This is a genomic window from Rhizobium sp. 05N430, assembly GCF_056396985.1.
In genome coordinates this window covers 216,389-240,831 of record NZ_JBFTMO010000004.1, presented here as the reverse complement: position 1 = coordinate 240,831, position 24,443 = coordinate 216,389, and the positions used below count along the sequence as shown (strand labels likewise).

The following is a 24,443-nucleotide window of genomic DNA, read 5'->3' as shown; positions in this document are numbered from 1 at the left end:
GGGCATGATCAATCATGGCAACCGCTTCCTGACGAGGCGGTTGCCTTCCTTTTTCAGCGTCACAAAGGCGTCGGCCTTGCTGCAAGACAACAGATCGCTCGTGACCGGCCTTGCCGGCAATGAAGCGCCGGTCAGCACAATCGCTTCCCTTCGCGGGCGCATGCCGCACGCTTCCGTCGTCGTCTTCGCAACGGTCGTCGCTGTCTTCAGCCTCGTGCCACTCGGCTTCATCGCCTGGATCACCTATGACGTCGGCTGGGATACGGTGAAGGCGCTGGTCTTCCGTCCACGCGTCGGCGAGCTGATGGTCAATACCGTCCTTCTCGAAGCGCTGACGATCCCGCTATCCATCGCGCTTGCGGTCACGCTCGCCTGGCTGACCGAGCGAACCGACATTCCGTTCTCGCGTCTATGGTCATGGCTTGCGGTCGCGCCGCTTGCGGTTCCGGCCTTCGTGCACAGCTATGCCTGGATCAGCCTCGTGCCCGGCATGCGCGGGCTGGAAAGCGGCGTCTTTGTTTCCGTTCTTGCTTACTATCCGTTTCTCTATCTGCCCGTGGCGGCCGCGCTCAGGCGGCTCGATCCGGCCATCGAGGATGCGGCGGCTTCTCTTGGGCTCAACCCATGGCAGGTGTTTTTCCGGACCGTGCTGCCGCAGCTGCGGCTGGCAATCTGCGGCGGCTCGCTGCTGATCGCGCTCCATCTGCTGTCGGAATACGGGCTCTATGTGATGATCCGTTTCGACACCTTCGCGACGGCGATCGTCGATCAGTTCCAGTCGGCTTATAACAGCCCGGCGGCCAACATGCTGGGCGGCGTGCTGGTTGGCTGCTGCCTGTTCCTGCTCGGTCTCGAAATTCTGGTTCGCGGCAACGAGCGTTATGCCCGGGTCGGATCCGGTTCGGCGCGGCCGGCCGACCGGCGCAGGCTCGGATGGTTCGTGCTTCCGGCCATTCTGCTCCCCGTTGTCGTTGCCGTCCTGACGCTCGGCGTTCCCCTGGTGACGCTCGGCCGCTGGCTTTATCTCGGCGGTGCCGAGATCTGGCGTATCGATACTGTCGGCAACGCATTTCTGCAGACGATCGTGCTCGCGGTCGCCGGCGGCATTCTGACGACGATCGCTGCCGTGCCGATGGCATGGCTCTCCGTACGGGCGCCCGGGCGCTTCCAGCGCTTCCTCGAAGCCTGCCACTATTATGTCGGCTCGCTGCCCGGCGTCGTCGTGGCGCTGGCGCTGGTGACGATTACCGTCCGCCTCGTGCTGCCGCTCTACCAGACTTTCGCAACGCTGACCGTTGCCTATGTTCTCTTGTTCCTGCCGCGTGCCATGGTCGGCCTGCGCGCCAGCATCGCGCAGGCGCCGGTGGAGCTGGAGCGGGCGGCGATGGGCCTTGGCCGCACACCGGCCCAGGCCGTCCGCCAGATCACCATGCGGCTTGCCGCACCCGGTTTCGCCGCCAGTATCGCGCTTGTCGCCCTCGGCATCACCAACGAGCTGACCGCAACGCTGATGCTGTCGCCCAACGGCGTCGAAACGCTGTCGACGAAATTCTGGTCGCTGACCAGCGAGATCGATTATGTCTCCGCAGCGCCTTATGCTGTCATGATGATCATCCTGTCGCTGCCGCTGACGCTGCTTCTCTACGTTCAATCGAAACGGACTGCCGGACAATGACGCTGCTCTCGATCCAATCCGCCAGCAAGCGCTATGGCCCGGTGACGGCGCTCGACAATGTGTCGCTGGATGTGCCGGCCGGCAGCCGCACCGCGGTCGTCGGACCGTCCGGTTCCGGCAAGACCACGCTTCTGCGGCTGATTGCAGGTTTCGAGCGCCCGGATCAGGGCAAGGTTTGCCTTGATGGCGAAGTACTTGCCAATGGCCCGTCGGCCGTGCCCGCCCACAAGCGCGGCATCGGCATCGTATCGCAGGACGGCGCGCTCTTTCCGCATCTGAGCGTCTCCGACAATATCGGCTTCGGCTTCGAGCGGGGTGCTGCCGATCGCGACAAGCGGATCCTCGAGCTGCTCGATATGGTCGAGCTCGACCGCAACATGCTGACGCGCCGTCCGCATCAGCTCTCAGGCGGCCAGCAGCAGCGTGTCGCCCTTGCGCGTGCGCTTGGCCGCAAACCGCGGCTGATGCTGCTCGACGAGCCGTTCTCGGCGCTGGATACCGGTCTTCGCGAAAACATGCGCAAGGCCGTTGCCCGTGTGCTGCAGGCAGCCGGCATCACCACCATTCTCGTCACGCACGATCAGGGCGAGGCGCTGTCCTTTGCCGATCAGGTGGCGGTGTTGCGCGATGGAAAGCTGGTGCAGGCTGGTTCGCCGCAGAAGCTTTATCTGCAGCCGAAGGATCGCGAGACGGCGCTGTTTCTGGGTGACGCCGTGATGCTACCTGCCATCGTTCGCAACGGCTTTGCCGACTGCGCGCTGGGCAAGGTTGCCGTCGATGGCGATCATCAGGGTAAGGCCGAGATCATGCTGCGGCCGGAGCAGATCCGCGTCGTTCCCGATGACAGCCAGCCCGCCTATCACGGGCGGGTGGTCGAAGTGGAGTTCGGCGGCGCGACCTGCACGGTCGCCGTCTCACTGGAAGGCGTGGCGCTGCCGCCCATTCTCATCAAGACGTCGAGCGTTGCCCTGCCGGAGACCGGCGATCGCGTCCGTCTCGATATCGCCGGCAAGGCCCACGTTCTCAGCGTCCGCTAAGCCGTCTTTCGGCTCGCATCGATTTCGTCGCTCTGTTCCAGCCAGCCGCCGGTGAAGCCCGCGCGCTCGAGGCCGAGGCGAATGACCGGCGATTGCCGCATCAGGCTCCAGATGAAATCCGAGCGGTCGTTTTCGATCGTCATTACCAGCAAGCCTTGGTCGATGCCGACGCAGCGGTCGTCCACCCAACCTTCGGGCCGCCTGGTCTTCACGGTCGGATTGAAGCCGCCCGGAAAGCGGCCTTCGTAGATGAGATCGGGATAGGTCTCGAGCAGGGCCTTGGTGCCGTCTATCGCCGCCTGACGGTCATAGGGAAGCGATGCGAGTGCTGCCCAGGGCGCAATCGTGCCGTCGTCAGGCCCGAGTGGCGCGCCGCGCGCCGCATAGCCCAGCACCTTCGGATGGCGTCCGCCGCGCATATGGCGGCTCGGCGGCGGACCGTCGGAGGCCGACAGTCCCCAGACATCCTTGTTATAGCCGACGAAATGTCCGGGATTGCGCACGGCGTAATCGCGCTGCACGGCGATCGAAACCTGCGTGTTACGGAAATAGTCCCAATCGCGCGCCGCCATCGGGCGGTCCTGGATGCCGCGGAAATCGATCCAGGCATGCGAGAAAAAATGGATGAACAGCGGACCGGCATAAAGATAGGCCTGATCCTTGTGGAGCATCCAGGAATAGCTCGAGGTAAAGGCGTCGTAACTCGACTGCGGGATCGGGTGCGTGGGTGAGGCGAGCGCCAGCGTATAGAGCAGCACCGCCTCGTCATATCCCTGCCAACGCCAGCGCAGGAAGCCGCTGGCGGGCTTCCAGCCCATCGAGATGGTCTGGCCCTTGTTCAGCGCCCAGGTCCAGTCGATGCGCTCGTAGATGGTTTTGACGAGATCGCGGATTTCCCGCTCGCTGTCATCGGCGCGGTCGAAATAGGCGGCGGCCGTCAGCATGCCGGCGACCAGCAACGTCGTGTCGATGGTCGACAGCTCGCTGTTCCAGGCGCGGTGGCCGGTATCCATGTGCAGGAAGTGGTAATAGAAGCCGCGATAACCGGTCGCGTGGCGTTCCCGGCCCTGATGGCTTCCGGCAAAGAACCGCACGGTCGCCAGTGTCCGCTCAACTGCTGCCGCCCGCGCGAGCCAGCCGCGTTCGGCGGCGACCGTATAGGACGATAGCGCGAAGCCGACGGCAGCGATGCTGCACGGCACACCATCGACCGACGTGTCGGCGACAAGCCCGTTGTCAGGGTTCGCGTGTTTCAGGAAGTAGTTGAAGGCGGATTGTTGCAGCCTGTCGATCAGCGCAGCATCCGTATCGTCGAGTCGTTGCAGCATACTCAAACCATTCATTTTCGCCCTGCTTCAACATGGCAACGCGTTGCGCGCAAATCAAACCTTTTTGAAAGGCGGTGTGCGGCTTGAATGGATCGTCGGCTGGGAACAGGGCGAAGACCAGCTGCGCGCTGGAGCGCTTGGTCTTCAATTTTGTGTCCTGGAGGAAGTTTGGAGCGGGCGAAGGGGTTCGAACCCTCGACCCCAACCTTGGCAAGGTTGTGCTCTACCACTGAGCTACACCCGCTCATAATCCCATGGCCTGTGGTAGTTGTGAGGACCGTGGGCGCCACCTTGCGGCGACGGGCGCTATATCGCCCAAACGATTTTCAAATGCAACAGGGAAATGACGGAGAGGCAAAGAAAAATTGTAAGCCTTTGGAAAAACTTCCGAAAATGCCGCAAATCCGGGCGAAAGCGTCGATCGCGCGCATTGCAAAAGCTGAGGCCCGGACTTAATCAAAGCGCCTGCCCGCAATTTTTGTGAGATGGATGGCGTGATGACCGATACGAAGCCGAAGACCCGCGACGAGCTTTTTGCCTTTCTCGACGAGCTCGGCATTCAGCATGCCACGAAGGATCATGCGCCGGTGTTCACCGTTGCCGAATCGGTGTCGCTGCGCGACGAGATTCCAGGCGGCCATACGAAAAACCTCTTCGTGAAGGACAAGAAGGACCAGTTCTTTCTGCTGACCGTCGAGGAGCATGCGAGCGTCGATCTGAAGACGGTGCACACGCTGATCGGTGCTGCCAGCAAGGTTTCGTTCGGCAAGCCGGAAAAGCTGATGGAATATCTGGGTGTGATCCCGGGATCGGTCACCGCATTCGGGGCGATCAACGATACCGGCAGCAACGTCACCTTCGTTCTCGATGCCGATCTGATGAAGGAAGAGATCGTCAACTGCCATCCGCTTTCCAACGATGCGACGACCTCCATTGCCAGCGCCGATCTCATCCGCTTCATGGAAGCGACGGGTCACAAGCCGCTTGTCTTGAAAGTCACGGCCTGACATACGATTTTAGCGCTAGAAAAAAGCCGGGCGCGACCGGCATTGGCGGGAGATACCTATGAGCGGCAACGACAACCCCTACAGCACGTCCTACGGCACGATGTCGGCAACGGCGACCTATGGCGGCGGTGCGCCGCAGGCTGCTTCCGCGCCGGCGGCAGCGGGCAGCTATATTAAGGACACGACGACGGCGAACTTCACCAAGGACGTCATCGAGGATTCGCGCAACCAGCCGGTTCTCGTCGATTTCTGGGCGCCGTGGTGCGGCCCGTGCAAGCAGCTGACACCTGTTCTGGAAAAGGTCGTCAACGAGGCCCAGGGCCGCGTGAAGCTGGTGAAGATGAATATCGACGATCATCCGTCGATTGCAGGCCAGCTCGGCATCCAGTCGATTCCCGCCGTCATAGCCTTCGTCGGCGGCCGTCCCGCTGACGGCTTCATGGGCGCTGTGCCGGAGAGCCAGGTTCGCCAGTTCATCGATCGTCTTGCCGGTCCTGCCGGTGCCGATCAGGCCGCCGAGATCGAAGCCGTGCTCGAAGAGGCAGCCGGTCTTCTGGCGGCGGGCGATGTCAACGGCGCTGCCCAGCTATACGGCGCGGTGATGCAGGCCGATCCGGAGAATGCCAAGGCGCTTGCCGGCATGGCGGAATGCATGATTGCCGCCAACCAGCATGAGCGCGCCCGCGAGGCGCTGACCGATCTGCCCGGGGAACTTTCCAAGGATGCTGGTATCCAGGCCGTTCTCAAGAAGCTCGATCAGATCGAGGAAGCCCGCAAGCTCGGCGACCCCTTTGCGCTGGAGCAGGTGCTTGCCGGTAATCCCGATGACCATGAAGCACGGGTGAAGCTCGCCAAGATCCGCAACGTTGAGGGACGCCGCGACGAGGCGGCCGAGCATCTGCTGACGGTCATGCGCAAGGACCGCACTTTCGACGACGACGGCGCGCGGCGCCAGCTGCTGCAGTTCTTCGATGTCTGGGGCTTCAAGGACCCGGCAACCATCGCCGCGCGGCGCAAGCTTTCGGCGATGCTGTTCTCCTAACTTGATGCGGGTGCCCTTGCGTTTTTGAGCCGGGGCACCACATTCAAAAGGGATGGCAAGGGCTCCGATTTTTCCTGCCTGAAGAATGCGGGACGAAATTTCATGCAAGTCGGGAATGCGAGATATTTGAAACCCGGTGATCTGCCGGAAACCGTCGCTGTTTTCCCCCTGACCGGCGCTCTGCTCCTGCCGACCGGGCAACTCCCCTTAAACATTTTCGAGCCGCGTTATCTCGCCATGTTCGATGCGGCGATGGCCGGAAACCGGCTGATCGGCATGGTGCAGCCGGCGCTCGTCGAAACCGATGACAAGAGCGGCGAGTGCAATCTCGCACCCGTCGGCTGTGTCGGCCGGATCACCTCTTTCGCAGAGACCGGCGATGGCCGCTATATCGTCTCGCTGACCGGCATCTGCCGATTCCGGCTGATCGGCGAGAAGGTGACGCACGAGCCGTTCCGTACCTTCCGGATAGCACCGTTCATTTCCGATCTTTCGGCGCGCGACGAAGAGGATGCAGTCGATCGCTCGGCGCTTCTTTCTGCCTTCAGGGCCTATCTCGATGCCAACAAGCTGGAAGCGGATTGGGACAGCGTCGAGCGCGCGAGCAATCTGACGCTCGTCAATTCGCTGGCCATGATGTCGCCCTTCGGCCCGGCCGAAAAGCAGGCGCTGCTGGAGGCGCCCGACCTGAAGACGCGAGCGGAAACGCTGATCGCCATTACCGAGATCGTGCTGGCGCGGGTCTTCGGTGACTCCGACACGGTTTTGCAGTAAGCAACCGGAATGGACGAAAAACTCAGCCGCGTCGATCCGAAGCTTCTGGAGCTGCTTGTGTGCCCGTTGACGAAGGGCAGGCTGAGCTATGACCGGGAGCTCAACGAGCTGGTCTCCGAAAAGGCAAGGCTCGCCTATCCGATCCGCGATGGAATCCCGATCATGCTGGTTTCCGAGGCCCGAAGGCTGGACGACTAGATCGCTTCACCGGCCAGAAGGCGCGGATTGGTTTTGGTGGTCGTTCCTGCCGCCTGGCCGATGAAGAACGACTTCAGACCGGGCAGCCGATCGACGATGCCGAGGCCGACATCGCGGGCGATGCGGATCGGCGTCACATCGTTCGAGAACAGCCGGTTCAGAACATCCGTCGTTACCCCCATCCGGAACGTGTCGAAGCGGCGCCAGGTCTGGTAGCGCTCCAGAATGTTGATCGAACCGATATCGAGACCGAGGCGGTCGGCTTCGACGATGGTTTCGGCAAGCGCTGCGACATCCTTGAAGCCGAGATTGAGGCCCTGGCCCGATATCGGGTGAATGCCGTGGGCGGCATCGCCGGCAAGCGCGAAGCGCGGTGCCACAAAAGACCGCGCAAGCGTCAGCCCGAGCGGGAAGGCGCGCTTGACGCCGATCACCTTCAGCGCGCCGAGCTTGTGGCCGAAGCGGCGCTCCAGCTCTTCCTCGAAAATCAGATCGTCGCCGGCGACGAGGCGGTTCGCATCGCTGGTGCGTTCGGTCCAGACGAGGGACGAGCGATTGTTGGTCAGCGGCAGGATGGCGAAGGGTCCGGAGGGCAGGAAATGCTCCTCGGCACAGCCGTTATGCGGCCGCTCGTGCTCGACGGTCGCGACGATGCCGGATTGCCCGTAGTCCCAGCTGACGGTCTTGATGCCGGCGAGGTCGCGCAGTTTGGAACGCACGCCGTCGCAGGCGACCACGAGGCGCGCCTCAATGCTGCTGCCATCCGATAGTTCCACCGCCGCGTTATTTTCGCCGGTCTTCAGCCCGGTGGCACTCAGCCCGTGGCGGATCTCGACGCCGAGCCGCTCGCAGACGCCGCGCAACTCGCGGACCATCACCGCATTGGGGATCATATGCGCGAAGGGGCGGCCATCTTCGATCTCGCCGTCAAAGGTCAGGAACACCGGACGAACGGGATCCGATGTCTTGGAATCGGTGACGATCATCTTAATGATCGGCTGGGCCTCGCCGCGGATATTCTCCCAGATGCCGAAAACCTCCAGCATCTTTGCGGCGGCGGCGATGATGGCGGATGCCCGCATATCCTTCTGCCAGACATGTTCGGGTGCTGCTTCGACGACGGCGACATCAAGATGCGGCGCCGCCTGCTTGACCGCCACCGCCGCGGACAGGCCCACATAGCCTCCGCCAACAACCAGCATATCAAGCATCGCCTACTCCTCAGCCTTGTGAATACAATCGCGATCTATATAGATCATCGCTCTCTTACTTCCTACTGCCGGGGGGCAAGCAAATGACCGCAGCTGCGGCAAAACCGACCGCCATGGAAACCCTTCTCGCGACGCTCGATCTTGAGCCGATCGAAATCGATATCTTTCGCGGCCGCAGTCCGCAGGTCGGGTGGCAGCGCGTTTTCGGCGGGCAGGTGATCGGCCAGGCGCTGATGGCGGCGCAGCGGACGATCGAGCCCGGGCGGATCGTGCATTCGCTGCACGCCTATTTCATGCGTCCGGGCGACCCCTCTGTGCCGATCATCTATCAGGTCGAGCGCATTCGCGACGGATCGAGCTTCAACACCCGCCGCGTCGTCGCCATCCAGCACGGCAAGGCGATTTTTGCGCTTTCCTGCTCGTTTCAGATCGAGGAGCCTGGCTTCGACCACCAGGCCGGAATGCCGGATGTGCCGCCGCCGGAAAAGCTGCTTGGCGAACAGCAGATCAAGGACCAGTACCTCGCCCATGCGCCGGCTGCGATCCGCAAGTACTGGGAGCGCGAGCGGCCAATCGAGATCCGGCCGGTCTCGCTGACGCACTATTTCTCCAGCGAGAAACTGGAGCCACGGCAGGACGTCTGGGTGCGCGCCACAGGCCCGGTGCCGGATGACCGGCTCTATCAGGCAGCGGTGCTCGCCTATCTCTCCGATATGACGCTGCTCGACACATCCCTTTATGCGCATGGGACGTCGATTTTCGATCAGACGCTGCAAGTCGCAAGCCTCGACCATTCCATGTGGTTTCACCGGCCGGACAAACTCGACGACTGGCTGCTCTACACCCAGGATAGCCCCTCTGCCTCGGGTGCGCGCGGGCTGACCCGTGGTAGTCTGTTTACGCGCTCGGGTGTTCTGATTGCGTCGGTCGCCCAGGAGGGGTTGATTCGGAAAAAGGCAGATGAATAAATAATGTGCATATTTGCAGTTTTGCGCATTATTTAAGCTTTTATTGCGCCGCCAAATGCCTCAAAATTGGCACCTCTCGATATCATCTTTACTTTTCAATAACTTATAACGCGCCTCGAATCTGGCACGCCCCTTGAATGTATATCCCCGGTCGCTGCTCGCAAACGTCAGCGGCAAGGAGAGTCGGCTCCGTGCCGAGGATAACGAAGGATGGGAAACCAGATGAAAATTGTGATGGCCATTATCAAGCCGTTCAAGCTCGATGAGGTCCGCGAAGCCCTCACCGCGATCGGCATCCAAGGCCTGACCGTGACCGAAGTTAAGGGCTACGGGCGCCAAAAGGGACATACTGAAATTTATCGCGGCACCGAATATGCGGTCAGCTTCCTGCCGAAGCTCAAGATCGAAATCGCAGTCGCCACCGAGATCGTCGACAAGGCGGTCGAAGCCATCGCATCGTCGGCCAAGACCGGCCAGATCGGCGACGGCAAGATCTTCGTCTACTCCATCGACCACGCCGTCCGCATCCGCACGGGCGAAACCGATACCGAAGCGCTCTAAGAACCGCTGAGCAAGGAGCTTTTTACCAATGTCAATTTCGAAGTTTTCTTCCACATTTGCGCGGTTCGGCGCTGCATCGGCTGCGCTTCTGGCGCCGGTCGCTGCTTTTGCACAGGACGCCGCGACGACGGCCGCTCCGGCCGCTGCCGCTGCTGCTGCTCCGGTCGCCGACAAGGGCGACACCGCCTTCATGTTCATCTCCACGCTGCTGGTTCTCTTCATGATCCTGCCTGGCCTGGCACTGTTCTACGGCGGTCTCGTTCGCGCCAAGAACATGCTTTCGGTTCTGATGCAGTGCACGATGGTTGCTGCGGTTCTGATGCTGATCTGGGTCATCTACGGCTACTCCTTCGCCTTCGGCGGCTCGGAAAGCCCGTATTGGGGCGGCACGGCCAAGATGTTCTTTGCCGGCGTCACCAAGGATACGACGGCTGCAACCTTCTCGCAGGGCGTTGTCATTCCTGAGTTCATCTTCGCGATGTTCCAGATGACCTTTGCTGCCATCACGCCTGCCCTGATCGTCGGCGCCTTTGCCGAACGCATCAAGTTCTCGGCAGTCGTTCTGTTCTGCGCACTCTGGGCAACCTTCGTTTACTTCCCGATCGCTCACATGGTCTGGGACGCCAACGGCCTGCTCTTCAAGATGGGCGCGCTGGACTTCGCAGGCGGTACCGTCGTTCACATCAACGCCGGCGTTGCCGGTCTGATCGGCGCGATCATGGTCGGCAAGCGTACCGGCTACGGCAAGGACATGATGGCTCCGCATTCGATGACGCTGACCATGGTCGGTGCTTCGATGCTCTGGTTCGGCTGGTTCGGCTTTAACGCCGGCTCCAACCTCGAAGCTTCGGGTGGCGCCATGCTCGCAACGGTCAACACCTTCGTTGCGACCGCTGCTGCCGTCATCTCCTGGGCGATTGTCGAAACCCTGACACGCGGCAAGGCATCGATGCTCGGTGGCGCTTCCGGCATGGTCGCTGGTCTCGTTGCCATCACGCCTGCTGCCGGTATCGTCGGCCCGATGGGCGCGATCGTCATGGGTCTGATCGTTTCGCCGCTTTGCTACTTCTTCGTCTCGGTGGTGAAGAACAAGTTCGGATATGACGACACGGCTGACGTCTTCGGCGTTCACGGCGTCGGCGGCATGTTCGGTGCTATCGCCACCGGCATTTTCGCCAGCGCGTCACTCGGCGGCGTCGGCTATGCCGAAGGTGTAACGATGGGCGGCCAGGTCGTCACCCAGCTGACGGCTATCGCCACAACCATCGTATGGTGCGGCGTCGGTTCGGCGATCCTCTACAAGGTTGTCGATCTCATCGTCGGCCTGCGTGTTGCCGTCGAAGCCGAACGCGAAGGTCTCGATCTCGCGACCCACGGCGAAGCTGCCTACCATTCGTAATCAGGGGATTGCGGCGCCCGGCAAAAAGGGCGCCGCTGAACAGCCCGTCGCGGCCTATCGAAAACATAGACCGCATTTTGGCCCGGACCTTCCAAGGTTCGGGCCCTTTTATTTTCAACATACTAATACCCTGATGTCATGGTTAACACCGCTTTAACCGTCCTCTGGTTAGGTGGAAGAGACGCATTCTGCGTGAATTGCGAGAGCGATTCGCGCCGCAGCACATGGACGGTAGGACATATGGCAAGAAGCACGTCGCCGGCGATCGATAGCCGGCCGGACCGTTTCTCCCTTTCAGGGTTCCTGTTCAGGCAGGCGCAGGCTCTTCTGGGCTTTGCGATCTTCCTGATGCTGGCGCTTGCCGTTGCGGCGCTGGCCACATGGAACGTCGCCGATCCAAGCTATTCCTACGCAACCGGCAATGCTCCGAGCAATATCCTCGGCTATAGCGGTGCTGCCTTTGCCGATCTGGCGATGCAGTTCTTCGGACTTGCGAGCGTCATTGCGCTTCTGCCAGTCGTTGCCTGGGCTTTGGCGATGATCTCCGGCCGTCATATCAGCCGCATCCCGGCGCGCGGCGGTGCGTGGGCGCTCGGCTCGGTGCTTTCCTCTGCCGTCATCGGCTGCTTTCCGCCACCACTGACCTGGCCGATCCCGAACGGTATCGGCGGCGTCATCGGCGACATGATTCTGCGCTTCCCGGCACTGTTCGTCGGCGCCTATCCAACCGGAACATTCGCAACCGCCGTCGGCTGTGTCTTCGCCGTGCCGACCGTCTGGATGATGCTGTTTGCGGCCGGTCTGGTTGGCCGCACCGAAGAAGATGACGATATTGCCGAGGACTTTACCGAAACGCGCTCCAAGGCCCGTTCGGTTGGCGAAGCCGATGAGGATGATGGCGATGATGAAGGCGGCTGGCTTGCCTTCGGCGCCCTGACACATGCCTGGTACATGAGCCAGGCGCGCATGCGCCGCATCTTCGGCATGGGGCCGCGCAAGCGCCGCCAGAGCGACTTCGAATCGCCCTACGATTTCAACGATGACGAATTCGGCAAGCTCAACGAGCCTGTGCGCGCCAAGGCGCCTGCCGGCCGTGGCGAGCGCATGGACCCGTCGATGGATGTGGGTGCGGCCTCGCAGCGCCGTATCGTCTCCGCGCCGTCGATTTCGCTCGATGACGATGACGACGATGATGCGTTTGACGCCGACATGCCGCCTCGCCCCGCCGATATCCTTCCCGATGACGACGAGGATGGTTGGATGATGCGTGCCCCGGCGCGCTCCGGGGGCAAGCACGAGCCGCGGGTGACGCCTGCAGCATCCCGCCCGAAGCCAGGCGCGCGTCTTGACCGCGAATCGCAGGGCAGCTTCATCCGTCCCGAAGGTTTCCAGCTGCCGCCGATGCATCTTCTGGCCGAGCCGAAAAATGTCGTCCGCGACAGCACGCTGTCCGCCGATGCGCTGGAACAGAATGCGCGGATGCTCGAAGGCGTTCTCGAAGATTTCGGGGTCAAGGGCGAGATCATCCATGTCCGCCCCGGCCCGGTCGTCACGCTCTACGAACTGGAGCCTGCTCCGGGTATCAAGTCGTCCCGTGTCATCGGCCTTGCCGACGATATTGCCCGCTCGATGAGCGCGATCGCTGCCCGCGTCGCCGTCGTGCCGGGCCGCAACGCCATCGGTATCGAACTGCCGAATTCGACCCGCGAGACCGTCTACCTGCGCGAGCTGATCGCGTCGCGTGATTTCGAGGGATCCAAGGCGAAGCTCGCCATGGCGCTCGGCAAGACGATCGGCGGCGAAGCCGTCATCGCCGACCTCGCCAAGATGCCGCATCTGCTGGTCGCCGGTACCACCGGTTCCGGTAAATCCGTCGCCATCAACACGATGATCCTGTCGCTGCTCTACCGGATGACGCCGGAACAGTGCCGCCTGATCATGATCGATCCGAAGATGCTGGAACTCTCCGTCTATGACGGCATCCCCCATCTGCTGTCGCCCGTCGTTACCGATCCGAAGAAGGCCGTCGTTGCGCTCAAGTGGACCGTCCGCGAGATGGAAGAGCGCTACAAGAAGATGTCGAAGATCGGCGTCCGCAATATCGACGGCTTCAATGCCCGCGTGGAGCAGGCGCTTGCCAAGGGCGAGCAGATTTCGCGTACCGTGCAGACCGGTTTCGATCGTCATACCGGCGAAGCAATGTACGAGACGGAAGAATTCGATCTGCAGCCGATGCCCTACATCGTCGTCATCATCGACGAAATGGCCGACCTAATGATGGTCGCCGGCAAGGACATCGAAGGCGCGGTGCAGCGTCTGGCGCAGATGGCGCGTGCCGCTGGTATCCATGTCATCATGGCGACGCAGCGTCCGTCCGTCGACGTCATCACCGGCACGATCAAGGCCAACTTCCCGACCCGCATTTCCTTCCAGGTGACGTCGAAGATCGACAGCCGCACGATTCTTGGCGAGCAGGGTGCAGAACAGCTGCTCGGCATGGGCGACATGCTCTACATGGCCGGCGGCGGCCGCATCCAGCGCGTCCACGGCCCGTTCGTGGCCGATATGGAAGTCGAGGAGATCGTTTCATTCCTGAAGACGCAGGGCGCGCCTCAGTATCTTGATGCCATCACGGCTGATGACGACGAAGACGGCGAGTATGGTGGTGGTCCGTCCGGAACATCCAATCTCGCGGATTCCGATGATCCCTACGATCAGGCGGTTGCTATCGTTCTGAACGACGGCAAGGCTTCCACCTCGTATATCCAGCGGCGTCTCGGTATCGGCTACAACAGGGCTGCGTCACTGATCGAACGGATGGAACAGGAAGGCGTCATCGGCCCGGCGAACCACGCCGGAAAACGAGAAATTCTCGTTCCCACCAAAAGTGATATCCTTGACCGCTAGAGTTCAAGAAATATCTTTTGAGGCAACGGCTTCACGGAAACCTGATCGCCTCGAAAACGTTACCTGTTGCAGCTATGCGTCTGCGCCATGAAGACGCCGCCTTTCGGCAGCAAGCAGGTCGCATAAAGGAGACCTAGATGAACAACTCCGATTCATTCCTGAACGGCTTTTCGCTGACGCGCCGCCATATGCTGGGCGCGATGGCGCTCGGCGCCTTGTCGGCCGCATTACCGTTCAATGCTTTTGCTCAGGCGGCAGCCGCGGGCTCTTCGACGGCACAGGCGATCGCCGACCATTTTTCGAGCGTCGGTACCATGCAGGGCGAGTTCGTGCAGTTCGGTCCGCGTGGCGAGCAAACGGGCGGCAAGTTCTTCATCGAACGGCCCGGCAAGCTGCGCTTCAACTACGACGACCCGTCGCCAATCCGGGTGATTGCCGACGGCAAGAATGTCGCGATCGGCAATCTGAAGCTCAAGACCTGGAACCTCTATCCGCTGTCGAAGACGCCGCTCAGCCTACTGCTGGCACAGAAGATCAATCTCAGCGATGGTTCGGTGAAGAGCGTCAAGGAAGAGTCGGACCTGACGACGATCGCGCTTGGCAACAACACCGTTTTCGGCAATTCGACGATCACCATGATGTTCGATCCGAAGACTTACGACCTGCGCCAGTGGACGATCACCGACAATCAGGGCAAGGACACCTCGGTCATGGTGTTCAACGTCAAGACCGGCGTGCAATTCGACGACAAGGTGTTCCGGGTGCCTTACGAAAGCATTCCTGGGACGGCCGCCTCGCGCGATTGACCCCGCCGATCTCATCCCATTGAAGCGACGCCCGGCTTTGTCCGGGCGTTTTCTTTTGCCGCCCGTTTCCTCCGGCACTGCTTTGCTCTAAAGCCTTTTCACCCCTCGATGAAAGGCATTGGCATGAGCTTCTCGATCACGACCTGGAACATCAATTCCGTCCGTCTCCGGATGCCGATCGTCGAGAAATTCCTGCTCAAGCATCAACCTGACATCCTCTGCCTGCAGGAAACCAAGGTTCCGAACGAACTGTTTCCTTTGGCGCCGCTGAAGGCAATGGGCTACGAGCACATCCTGTTTCACGGCCAGAAGGGCTATCATGGCGTGGCGATCGCATCGCGCCTGCCGATCGTCGAGGATCACCGCTTCGACTACGGCGATGTCGGCCATGCGCGGCATATCTCGGGTATTTTCGAGCGCGGCGGGCGCCGTATCCGGTTGCATAATTTCTATGTGCCGGCGGGCGGCGACGAGCCTGACATCGCGATCAATCCGAAATTCGCCCACAAGCTCAATTTCGTCGATGAGATGAAACTGCTAAAGGCCAATGCCGAGCCCAACACGTCCTCGATCCTGGTCGGCGATCTCAATATCGCTCCTCTGGAGCACGACGTCTGGTCGCACAAGCAGCTCCTGAAGATCGTCAGCCATACGCCTGTTGAGACCGAGGGGCTGCTCGAGGTCATCAAGCGCGGTGCCTGGCTCGATCTGATGCGCCAGCATGTGCCTGCCAATGAGAAGCTCTATACGTGGTGGAGCTACCGGGCCAAGGATTGGGAAGCGGCGGACAAGGGCCGCCGGCTCGACCATATCTGGTCGTCATCCGACCTCGGGCCGCTGCTGCAGCGTGTCGAGATCCTCAAGGAAGCGCGCGGATGGGAGAAGCCGTCCGACCACGTTCCCGTGACGGCCTACTTCAATCTCTGATCAGGAAAAGCGGTGGAGCTGCGCCGTGGCACGCGCAGCGAGCTCCGCGATGTTGTCGCGGATGCGGTTTTCGATGAGTTTGGCGGCTTCCGGATATTCCTCGATGAGGCGATGGAAGAGCGCGCGGGTGATGCGGATGATGCCCGTATCCTCGCGGGCGACAGCCGTGCACTTGCGCTCTACGAGCGTGACCAGCGCGAGCTCCGACAACAGGGTGCCCGGTCCCGCGACACGCTGCACCCGATGATGCCCATCCTTGTCCATCACGGTGAGCTCCAGCGCGCCGCTGATGACCACATAGGCGCTCTCCGCCGGAGAGCCTTCGCGAAATAGCATCTGGCCGGTGGAGATGACGCGGCGATCGGCGCCGAAGGCGACCAGGCGCAGCTGGTCGTCCGACATGCCGTTGAAGAGCGGCAGCTGCGAGAGCGTGTGTATGTCGTCTGTCAGCGCCATCTGCGCATCTGCCTCACGGTATGATCTTGTATCCGCCGTTCTCGGTGACGAGGATTTCGGCATTGGACGGGTCGCGCTCGATCTTCTGGCGCAGGCGATAGACGTGGGTTTCCAGCGTATGCGTGGTGACGCCGGAATTGTAGCCCCAGACCTCTTCGAGCAGCACATCGCGGGTCACGACCTTCTGTTCGGCGCGGTAGAGATAGCGGATGATCGCCGCTTCCTTTTCCGTCAGCCGGATCTTCTGGCCGTTTTCGGCGGTCAGCAGTTTCTGGCTCGGCTTGAAGAGATAGGGACCGACCGTGAAGGTAGCGTCTTCGCTTTGCTCGTGCTGGCGCAGCTGCACGCGGATGCGGGCGAGCAGGACGGCGAAGCGGAAGGGTTTGGTCACGTAGTCGTTGGCGCCGGCCTCGAGGCCGAGAATTGTGTCGGAATCGGTGTCGTGCCCGGTCAGCATGATGATCGGCGCCTTGAAACCGCCCTTGCGCAGCAGCTTGACGGCTTCGCGGCCGTCCATGTCAGGCAGGCCGACGTCCATGATCAGAAGGTCGATCGGTGCTCCACGGGCAGCCTGCACGCCTTTGCCGGCGGTCGATTCCTGGAGAACCGTGAATTCCTCATAGAGCGCGAGCTGCTCCGTCAGGGTTTCGCGGAGGTCGTCATCGTCATCCACCAGTAGAATGGTGCGTGCGGTCATGCGGCTTTGTTCCTCAGGTTCCGTCTTACAAGTCCTACGCCAAATTCGATGATTGGCAAAGAGCGCAAGACACGCGGTTGCAGCGCCCGGATCGATATGATTTCATCGAACATCCAAGCAAAACAAAAACATGTGACAATAATGGAAAAAACAAGGCAGAGAGCGGCAAAGCGTATCTCCACCATCCTTGTGAGGCCTCAACCGGGAAAAAAGAGCCGGGCGCTGGTGCAGTGCGGGCCTATCGTCGTGTCTGCAGCGATCGGCCGGACGGGCCGTAGCGTCTTGAAGCGCGAGGGGGATGGGGCAACGCCGGTGGCCTCGATGAAGCTGCTGTACGGCTTCCGGCGCGGCGAGCGTCCACAGCGGATCACGACGCCGCTTGCGCTTTCGCGCATCCGTGCCGACATGCTCTGGTGCGATCAGGCTGAGAACGCCAATTATAACCGTCTGGTCAAGGCGCCCTTCAAGCAGAGCCATGAGGAACTGAAGCGCAAGGACGGGCTTTACGACGTCTGCCTCGTCATGGATTGGAACGTGTCTTCGCGGGCGCGGTATCGCGGCTCGGCGATCTTCTTCCATCTGATCCGTCCCGGCTACCAGCCGACGGACGGGTGCGTCGCGGTCAAGCCGCAGGACATGCGCCGCATGCTGCCCCACATGCGCAAGGGGACGGTCGTCCGGGTTCTCTGAATCTCAAGGGGTGATAATTCTTCGCCGCCGTCCTATATGGCTTCTCGACGTCGCGCTGCCTCGGGCGCGCCGGCTTTCAAATTGACGGAGACATATTGTGGCCAATCAACCCATCATTACTTTCCATGACGGACATTCCATTCCGCAGGTAGGCCTGGGCGTCTGGCAGACGCCGCAGGATATCGCCGCGCCGACGGTGCTGAAGGCGCTGCAAGCCGGTTACCGCCATATCGACACGGCGTCCGGCTACGACAACGAACAGGGCGTCGGCGAGGGCTTCCGCTCTTCCGGTCTCGACCGCAAGGACGTTTTCATCACCACCAAGTTGCGCAACCCCGATCAGGGTTATGACAATACGCTTCGCGCCTTCGACGGCAGCCTGAAGAAGCTCGGCATGGACTATGTCGATCTCTATCTCGTCCACTGGCCGTCGCCGCATCGCGGCCTCTATCGCGAGACGTGGAAGGCTTTCGTGAAGATCAAGGAAGAGGGCCGGGCGCGCTCGATCGGCGTGTCGAACTTCTATCCCGATCATCTTGAGCACATCATCGGCGATACCGGCGTCGTGCCCGTCATCAACCAGATCGAGCTGCATCCTGATTTCCAGCAGAAGGCGGCGCAGGAGGCGCACAAGAAGCTCAACATCGTAACGGAATCCTGGAGCCCGCTCGGGCAGGGCAAGTTCATCGCTAATGCCGTCATCGGTGAGATCGCCAAGAAGCACGGCAAGACGCCGGCGCAGGTGATCATCCGCTGGCATATCGACACCGGTCTGGTGGTCATCCCGAAATCGGTAACGCCGTCACGCATCGAAGAGAACTTCAATGTCTTCGATTTCAAGCTGGATGCGGACGATATGGCTGCGATTGCCAAACTGGATGACAAGGGTGCCCGGATGGGGCCTGATCCTTATACGGCGACGTTCTGATATTATTCAGAAACAAAAAAGGGCGGCTCGAGGCCGCCCTTTTCATTTTATGCAGTTAGACGCTCAGTTCCATTCGCGGATATCGACGAAGTGGCCGGCAATCGCCGCAGCAGCAGCCATGGCGGGCGACACGAGATGGGTGCGGCCCTTGAAGCCCTGGCGGCCCTCGAAGTTGCGGTTGGAAGTCGAGGCGCAACGCTCGCCGGGCTTCAGGCGGTCGTCGTTCATCGCGAGGCACATCGAGCAGCCCGGCTCGCGCCAGTCGAAGCCCGCGGCCTTGAAGATCTTGTCGAGGCCTTCCTTCTCCGCCTGTTCCTTCACCAGGCCGGAGCCCGGGACGATCATGGCGCTGACGGTGGAGGCAACGGTCTTGCCTTCGACGACCTTGGCAACTTCGCGCAGGTCTTCGATGCGGCCGTTGGTGCAGGAGCCGATGAAGACGCGGTCGATGTTGATGTCGGTGATCGGCGTACCGGGCTTCAGGCCCATATAGTCGAGCGCGCGCCACTTGGAGGTACGCTTGGTTTCGTCCTTGATATCGTCCGGGTTCGGAACGATGCCCTGAACCGAGATGACGTCTTCAGGCGAGGAGCCCCAGGAGACGATCGGCGGCAGTTCGGCGGCGTTGAGCTTGACGATGCGGTCGAAATGGGCGCCTTCGTCGGTCTTCAGCGTCTTCCAGTAGGCGATCGCCTGTTCGCGCTCGGCGCCCTTCGGCGCGCGCGGCTTGTCCTTCAGGTATTCGAAGGTGATTTCGTCAGGCGCGATCAGGCCGGCGCGGGCGCCGCCTTCGATCGACATGTTGCAGATCGTCATGCGGCCTTCCATCGACAGCGCGCGGATGGCTTCGCCGGCATACTCGATGACGTAGCCGGTACCGCCGGCCGTGCCGATTTCGCCGATGATGGCGAGAACGATATCCTTGGCGGTGACGCCCGGCGGCAGCTGGCCGTCGACCTGCACCAGCATGTTCTTGGCCTTCTTCTGGATCAGCGTCTGGGTGGCGAGAACGTGCTCGACTTCAGAGGTGCCGATACCATGGGCAAGCGAGCCGAAGGCGCCGTGCGTAGAGGTGTGGCTGTCGCCGCAGACGATCGTCATGCCCGGTAGGGTGAAGCCCTGTTCCGGTCCAATGATGTGAACGATGCCCTGGCGCTTGTCGTTCTCCGAGTAATACTCGACGTTGAACTCGGCGGCATTGATCGCCAGCTGCTCGACCTGGATGCGGCTTTCCTCGTTCTTGATGCCGAGGTGGCGATCGGGAGAGGTCGGAACGTTGTGATCGACCACCGCCAGCGTCTTCTCCGGCGCACGAACCTTGCGGTTCGTCATGCGCAGGCCTTCGAAAGCCTGCGGGGAGGTGACTTCATGGACCAGATGGCGGTCGATGTAGAGAAGACAGGTGCCGTCGGCCTGTTCGTCAACCAGGTGATCGTCCCAGATCTTGTCGTAAAGGGTACGCGGTGCGCTCATAGCGGTATGTCCGTTTTTGGATGCAATGGAAAAAGGAAATGGCGGAAAAGCCCGCCGGCCGTCATTCGATCAACGAAGTCGGCTGTTGAGAGCGCCCGAAACGCACGCAAAGAACCGCGCCGGCAGGCGATAATGGTCCTGCAGCACGAAAATATGCGCGCCTGTGCACTTGAACTTGCTTTCCATGAGGCTGGATATAGCGATTTTTCTCATAAACGGCAATTCGAATCGTCGGGACTATCGTCCGTACTTGCGGCGCATCCGCTGCTCCACCTGTCTCAGCCCCAGCGACAGGCCGATGGTCAGGATCAGGTATATGTAGGTGACGATCGAGTAGGTCTCGAAGAAGCGGAAGGAGCCGGAGGCGTAAACCTTGCCCATCTGCGTGATGTCGGAGACGCCGAGCACAGAGACCAGGGATGAGTCTTTCACCATCGAGACGAAGTCGTTGGAGAGTGGCGGGAAGATGACGCGGATCGCCTGCGGGAAGATGACGAGCCGGAAGCGATGATAGCGCGACAGGCCGAGGGCCTTGGCGGCTTCGATCTGGCCGTGATCGACGGACTGGATACCGGCGCGGAAGACTTCGGCGATGAAGGAGGAGTAGCCGATCATCAGCGCGATAATCGCCCGCCACATCAGCGACAGGTCGCGAACGAGAATGGGTTCGGCGATGCCCGATTTCACCAGCGGTGTGATCAGGAAATTATAGGCAGCGACAATGCCGGGCGCGCCGACGAAGGCGACGTAGAAGAGCAGCACCAGCATGGGGATGCCGCGGATGATCTCGATATAGAAACGCGAGATCTGCCGCAGCACCTTGCTGTCGGACAGCCCGAGGAGTGCGATTCCAAGGCCGAGAATCGTTGCCAGCACAAAGGCGACGATGGTGACGAAAACAGTGATCCAGACGCCGTTGAAGACGGTCTGGAAGACCTGCGCATAGATGCCGTTGGTGACGATGACGATGGCGAGGATGATGCCGATAACGGCAAGGGCGACCAGCCACCAGGGATAGTCGCCCTTCTCGGATCGCGGGGATGGGTGTGGCGCCATCTGCGATGATCCGGAATTACTGGCCCATCTTGTAGTCGAGGAACCACTTCTTGTTCAGCGCATCGAGTGTGCCGTCGGCCTTGAGGCTGGCAATGGCGGCGTTCACAGGGGCAACGAGATCCGAGCCCTTTGGGAAGATGAAGCCGAAGTCCTCGGTACCGAGCGGGCCGCCGATGACCTTGAGCGTACCGTTCGACGCGTCGACATAGCCCTTGGCGGCGACACCGTCGGTCAGCACCGTATCGACGTCTCCGGTCTTCAGGGCCTGAACGGTGGCGCCGAAGGTTTCGAAGAGCTTGATGCGCGGGTTCTGCTCGTTGCCGTCGAGGATTTCGTAGACGGCGGTATAGAAGGGCGAGGTGCCCGGCTGGGCGCCGACCAAGCCGTCCTTGAAGGCGCCGAAAGTCTTGCCGTCGGTGAAGCGGTTTTCATCGGCGCGGACAAGCATGAACTGCTGCGAGCGCATGTAGGGGTCGGAGAAATCGACCTTCGTCTTGCGGTCGTCCTTGATGGTGATGCCGGTCATGCCGATGTTGTACTGGTTGTCGGAGACCGCCTGGATCATCGCGTCCCAGCTGGTGTTCTGGTATTCGGCCTTGAAATTCAGCCGCTTGGCGATCTCGTTCATCGCATCATATTCCCAGCCGATCTGCTTGCCGGATTTCGGATCGACAAACTGCAGCGGGGGATAAGCGTTTTCGGTCACGACCACGACCGACTTGCCGCCGAGATCAGGCAGGCTTTCGGCAACGGCGGCGAGCGGCGAAAGCGAAAGGGCCGCGAGGCCCGCGAGAATGGTGCGGCGGAAAAGCATGCTGAAAATCCCCGGTAAAATGTGGCTGGCGGAAACTGTCATAGAAGAGAATGCGATGGCAAGAGCGGCCAGTGCGCGGCTGCGGCTCTAAAACAGAAAAGGCGGCCCGAAGACCGCCTTTTCATGCAAGAATTTTGCGCTGGGCAGAACTTATTCTGCTGCAGGCTCAGCAGCGGCTGCTGCTTCTGCAGCTGCCTTTGCTTCAGCGGCTTCGGCTGCTGCCTTTTCGGCGGCGAGAGCCTGTGCTGCTGCAACCTTTTCAGCTTCCAGACGTGCCTTTTCCTCGGCAACGGCGGCGCGCTCGGCGTCGTTGAGCTTGCGGGCGCGAACGCCGGTGTCTTCAACGATACGGGCAGACTTACCGCGACGGTCGCGCAGGTAGTAGAGCTTGGCGCGACGGACCTTACCGCGGCGAACGATTTCGACGCTTTCGATCATCGGCGAATAAACCGGGAATACGCGCTCGACGCCTTCGCCGTAGGATATCTTGCGGACTGTGAAGTTTTCCTGCAGGCCGCCGCCGGAGCGGGCGATGCAAACGCCTTCGTAGGCCTGGACGCGGGTACGCGTGCCTTCCGTGACCTTCACGTTGACGCGGACGGTGTCGCCCGGGGAGAATTCAGGCAGGGTGCGCTTGGCTTCGATCTTGGCGACCTGTTCGGCCTCAAGCTGCTGGATGATGTTCATGACTCAACCTCTTTGTTGGTTCAACAGCCAGAGCGCTCTACGATCTATCTTTGGCGAAGCCTCGGATATATGCCGGTGAAGGCAGGAGCGAATTCGTCTGCTTTTCTTTACGTGGTTGATGGGATTTTTTCCCATTCCGGGCGTGCGCATACCCTATCGCGCAGGCTTTGTCACCCCTCCAGCCCTGAAAAACAGCAGGAAGCGTCCGTCCTGTGTGCCGGTTGCCGGATGCTGCGCGCAATCAAGGCAGCGAGTTCCCTGATTAAATATTTGTCGAATGCCTAATTTAGGAGCAGATTCTGATTCGGGCCAAATCATGACCCGTGGGAATTTGGAGGGGAATGAATGTCTATAAGCAATCCATCGCCTTCGTTGTATAACGAGGACTTGGCGCCTGCAGAAGAGAGGAAGTGGGGCGCCTTCAGTATTTTCAACGTCTGGACGTCTGACGTCCATAGTCTTTGGGGCTATTACCTCGCCGCAAGTCTTTTCCTGCTGTGCGGCAGCTTCATCAATTTCGTGATTGCGATCGGCATCGGTTCGCTGGTCATCTTCTGCTTGATGAGCCTTGTCGGCAATGCCGGCGTCAAGACGGGCGTGCCTTTCCCAGTTCTCGCCCGTGCTTCCTTCGGCACGTTCGGCGCCAACCTCCCGGCGCTGGTACGCGCCGTCGTTGCCTGCTTTTGGTATGGCGCGCAAACGGCGGCGGCTTCGGGTGCGATCGTTGCGCTCCTTATCCGCAACGACAGCATTCTCGCCTTCCACCAAAACAGCCACATGCTCGGTCATTCGACGCTGGAGCTCATCTGCTACGTGATCATCTGGGCGCTGCAGTTGCTGATTATCCAGCGCGGCATGGAAACCGTCCGCAAGTTTCAGGATTGGGCCGGGCCTGCGGTCTGGATCATGATGCTGGTGCTTGCCGTCTATCTCGTCGTCAAGGCGGGGACTTTCTCCTTCGGCAGCGAGATCCCGCGCGATGTGCTGCTCGAAAAGACGAAGGATGCGGGCGTTCCAGGTGAACCCGGTTCCTTCCCGGCACTCGCTGCGGTCGCGGCGACCTGGATCACCTATTTCGCTGCGCTCTACCTGAACTTTTGCGACTTCTCCCGCTATGCCAAGGACACGAAGACCTTGCGCAAAGGCAATCTCTGGGGCCTGCCGATTAACCTGCTGGCCTTCTGCCTGGTCGCGGGCGTGACGACGACGGCGGCTTTCACGGTTTATGGTGAGGTGCTGCTGCATCCCGAAGCGATCTCGGCGAAGTTCGACAGCTGGTTCCTGGCGCTGCTGGCGGCTCTGACCTTTGCGGTCGCGACGCTCGGCATCAACGTCGTCGCCAACTTCGTGTCGCCGGCCTTCGACTTCTCGAACGTCTTCCCGCGGCAGATCAGCTTTAAGCGGGGCGGCTATATCGCGGCTCTGATCGCGCTGGTGCTTTATCCGTTCGCGCCCTGGGAGACGGGTGCGGCGCATTTCGTCAACTTCATCGGCTCGACGATGGGGCCGATCTTCGGGGTGATGATGGTGGACTACTATCTGATCCGGAAAGGCGAACTTAACGTCGCGGCACTCTACCGCGAAGACGGCGAATTCCGCTTCCAGAACGGCTGGCACACCAACGCCTTCATCGCCTTTATCGTCGGCATGGTGTTCTCGTCGATCCTGCCGACCTTCACATCGATCCTGCCGGATTGGTGGGGTACCTATGGCTGGTTCTTCGGCGTCGGTATCGGTGGTCTGGTCTATTACGTGCTGAGGATGAGCACGCGCGGCTCTGCCGTTGGCGCCGCAACCTGACA

23 protein-coding genes and 1 tRNA gene are annotated in these 24,443 nt (G+C 61.0%); 15 read left to right on the top strand and 9 right to left on the bottom strand.

Annotation, left to right across the window (positions count from 1 at the left end; all coding sequences use genetic code 11):
* The first annotated feature begins 4 nt into the window (after window positions 1–4).
* Window positions 5–1,675, top strand: coding sequence for an ABC transporter permease (locus tag AC1DJO_RS11650; RefSeq protein ID WP_477970602.1), 1,671 nt, complete (start codon window positions 5–7; stop codon window positions 1,673–1,675).
* Entirely contained in the window at window positions 1,672–2,712 is a 1,041-nt protein-coding gene (locus AC1DJO_RS11645) for an ABC transporter ATP-binding protein (protein ID WP_477947746.1), read from the top strand. Before AC1DJO_RS11650 ends, AC1DJO_RS11645 begins: the two co-directional genes overlap by 4 nt.
* Here AC1DJO_RS11645 and AC1DJO_RS11640 read toward each other — a convergent pair.
* Window positions 2,709–4,040 (bottom strand): glucoamylase family protein, encoded by a 1,332-nt coding sequence (locus tag AC1DJO_RS11640; protein ID WP_477970842.1) that lies wholly within the window; start codon window positions 4,038–4,040, stop codon window positions 2,709–2,711. The genes AC1DJO_RS11645 and AC1DJO_RS11640 overlap by 4 nt on opposite strands.
* 169 nt (window positions 4,041–4,209) lie before the next feature.
* Window positions 4,210–4,284: transfer RNA gene (locus AC1DJO_RS11635), tRNA-Gly, on the bottom strand.
* A gap of 253 nt (window positions 4,285–4,537) precedes the next feature.
* Here AC1DJO_RS11635 and AC1DJO_RS11630 point away from each other — a divergent pair.
* The 4 genes from AC1DJO_RS11630 (at window position 4,538) to AC1DJO_RS11615 (ending at window position 7,061) form a co-directional block, all read left to right on the top strand.
* The gene (locus AC1DJO_RS11630) at window positions 4,538–5,047 is read left to right on the top strand and encodes a prolyl-tRNA synthetase associated domain-containing protein (protein WP_112540508.1); all 510 of its coding nucleotides are present in this window, start codon (window positions 4,538–4,540) and stop codon (window positions 5,045–5,047) included.
* 58 nt (window positions 5,048–5,105) lie between these two features.
* Window positions 5,106–6,089 (top strand): thioredoxin, encoded by a 984-nt coding sequence (gene trxA, locus AC1DJO_RS11625; protein ID WP_477970600.1) that lies wholly within the window; start codon window positions 5,106–5,108, stop codon window positions 6,087–6,089.
* Between the two features lie 102 nt (window positions 6,090–6,191).
* Complete coding sequence (locus tag AC1DJO_RS11620; protein WP_112385860.1) at window positions 6,192–6,863, top strand: LON peptidase substrate-binding domain-containing protein; 672 nt, start codon at window positions 6,192–6,194, stop codon at window positions 6,861–6,863.
* A gap of 9 nt (window positions 6,864–6,872) precedes the next feature.
* Entirely contained in the window at window positions 6,873–7,061 is a 189-nt protein-coding gene (locus tag AC1DJO_RS11615) for a Trm112 family protein (protein WP_112385859.1), read from the top strand.
* Here AC1DJO_RS11615 and AC1DJO_RS11610 read toward each other — a convergent pair.
* Window positions 7,058–8,272, bottom strand: a complete 1,215-nt coding sequence (locus AC1DJO_RS11610) for a ubiquinone biosynthesis hydroxylase (protein ID WP_477970598.1) — start codon at window positions 8,270–8,272, stop codon at window positions 7,058–7,060. The two genes, AC1DJO_RS11615 and AC1DJO_RS11610, sit on opposite strands and share 4 nt — an antisense overlap.
* Window positions 8,273–8,355: 83 nt before the next feature.
* On the opposite strand from AC1DJO_RS11610, the gene tesB reads away from it, so the two are divergent.
* The 6 genes from tesB (at window position 8,356) to AC1DJO_RS11580 (ending at window position 15,840) form a co-directional block, all read left to right on the top strand.
* Entirely contained in the window at window positions 8,356–9,240 is an 885-nt protein-coding gene (gene tesB, locus AC1DJO_RS11605) for an acyl-CoA thioesterase II (protein ID WP_112517798.1), read from the top strand.
* Window positions 9,241–9,450: 210 nt separating this feature from the next.
* Window positions 9,451–9,801, top strand: a complete 351-nt coding sequence (locus tag AC1DJO_RS11600; protein ID WP_162698828.1) for a P-II family nitrogen regulator — start codon at window positions 9,451–9,453, stop codon at window positions 9,799–9,801.
* A gap of 28 nt (window positions 9,802–9,829) precedes the next feature.
* A complete protein-coding gene (locus AC1DJO_RS11595) occupies window positions 9,830–11,200 on the top strand; it encodes an ammonium transporter (RefSeq protein ID WP_112385856.1) in 1,371 nt (456 codons plus the stop codon).
* A 240-nt stretch (window positions 11,201–11,440) separates the two neighbouring features.
* On the top strand, window positions 11,441–14,107 hold the full coding sequence (locus AC1DJO_RS11590; protein WP_477970596.1) for an FtsK/SpoIIIE family DNA translocase: 2,667 nt from the start codon (window positions 11,441–11,443) through the stop codon (window positions 14,105–14,107).
* A 137-nt stretch (window positions 14,108–14,244) separates the two neighbouring features.
* Window positions 14,245–14,913 (top strand): outer membrane lipoprotein carrier protein LolA, encoded by a 669-nt coding sequence (locus AC1DJO_RS11585; protein WP_112385854.1) that lies wholly within the window; start codon window positions 14,245–14,247, stop codon window positions 14,911–14,913.
* A gap of 123 nt (window positions 14,914–15,036) precedes the next feature.
* The gene (locus AC1DJO_RS11580) at window positions 15,037–15,840 is read left to right on the top strand and encodes an exodeoxyribonuclease III (RefSeq protein ID WP_112444591.1); all 804 of its coding nucleotides are present in this window, start codon (window positions 15,037–15,039) and stop codon (window positions 15,838–15,840) included.
* On the opposite strand, the gene AC1DJO_RS11575 is transcribed toward AC1DJO_RS11580, so the two are convergent.
* Window positions 15,841–16,296 (bottom strand): cyclic nucleotide-binding domain-containing protein, encoded by a 456-nt coding sequence (locus tag AC1DJO_RS11575; protein ID WP_477970594.1) that lies wholly within the window; start codon window positions 16,294–16,296, stop codon window positions 15,841–15,843.
* Between the two features lie 13 nt (window positions 16,297–16,309).
* Window positions 16,310–16,993, bottom strand: coding sequence for a response regulator transcription factor (locus tag AC1DJO_RS11570; protein WP_112385851.1), 684 nt, complete (start codon window positions 16,991–16,993; stop codon window positions 16,310–16,312).
* A gap of 141 nt (window positions 16,994–17,134) precedes the next feature.
* On the opposite strand from AC1DJO_RS11570, the gene AC1DJO_RS11565 reads away from it, so the two are divergent.
* Together AC1DJO_RS11565 and AC1DJO_RS11560 are read left to right on the top strand one after the other, a co-directional pair.
* Entirely contained in the window at window positions 17,135–17,683 is a 549-nt protein-coding gene (locus AC1DJO_RS11565; RefSeq protein WP_477970592.1) for a L,D-transpeptidase family protein, read from the top strand.
* Between the two features lie 97 nt (window positions 17,684–17,780).
* Window positions 17,781–18,611: an aldo/keto reductase gene (locus AC1DJO_RS11560; protein WP_477970590.1), complete on the top strand. Its 831-nt coding sequence runs from the start codon at window positions 17,781–17,783 to the stop codon at window positions 18,609–18,611.
* Between the two features lie 63 nt (window positions 18,612–18,674).
* On the opposite strand, the gene leuC is transcribed toward AC1DJO_RS11560, so the two are convergent.
* From leuC to rplS, 4 genes are all read right to left on the bottom strand, one after another.
* Complete coding sequence (leuC, locus tag AC1DJO_RS11555) at window positions 18,675–20,084, bottom strand: 3-isopropylmalate dehydratase large subunit (RefSeq protein ID WP_112385849.1); 1,410 nt, start codon at window positions 20,082–20,084, stop codon at window positions 18,675–18,677.
* Window positions 20,085–20,321: 237 nt separating this feature from the next.
* Window positions 20,322–21,140: an amino acid ABC transporter permease gene (locus AC1DJO_RS11550; RefSeq protein WP_477970588.1), complete on the bottom strand. Its 819-nt coding sequence runs from the start codon at window positions 21,138–21,140 to the stop codon at window positions 20,322–20,324.
* A gap of 16 nt (window positions 21,141–21,156) precedes the next feature.
* Window positions 21,157–21,954 (bottom strand): transporter substrate-binding domain-containing protein, encoded by a 798-nt coding sequence (locus AC1DJO_RS11545; RefSeq protein ID WP_477970586.1) that lies wholly within the window; start codon window positions 21,952–21,954, stop codon window positions 21,157–21,159.
* A gap of 150 nt (window positions 21,955–22,104) precedes the next feature.
* Entirely contained in the window at window positions 22,105–22,641 is a 537-nt protein-coding gene (rplS, locus tag AC1DJO_RS11540) for a 50S ribosomal protein L19 (RefSeq protein ID WP_112385845.1), read from the bottom strand.
* 345 nt (window positions 22,642–22,986) lie between these two features.
* Between rplS and AC1DJO_RS11535 the strand changes: the two genes are divergently transcribed.
* Entirely contained in the window at window positions 22,987–24,441 is a 1,455-nt protein-coding gene (locus tag AC1DJO_RS11535; RefSeq protein WP_477970584.1) for an NCS1 family nucleobase:cation symporter-1, read from the top strand.
* Window positions 24,442–24,443 lie beyond the last annotated feature (2 nt).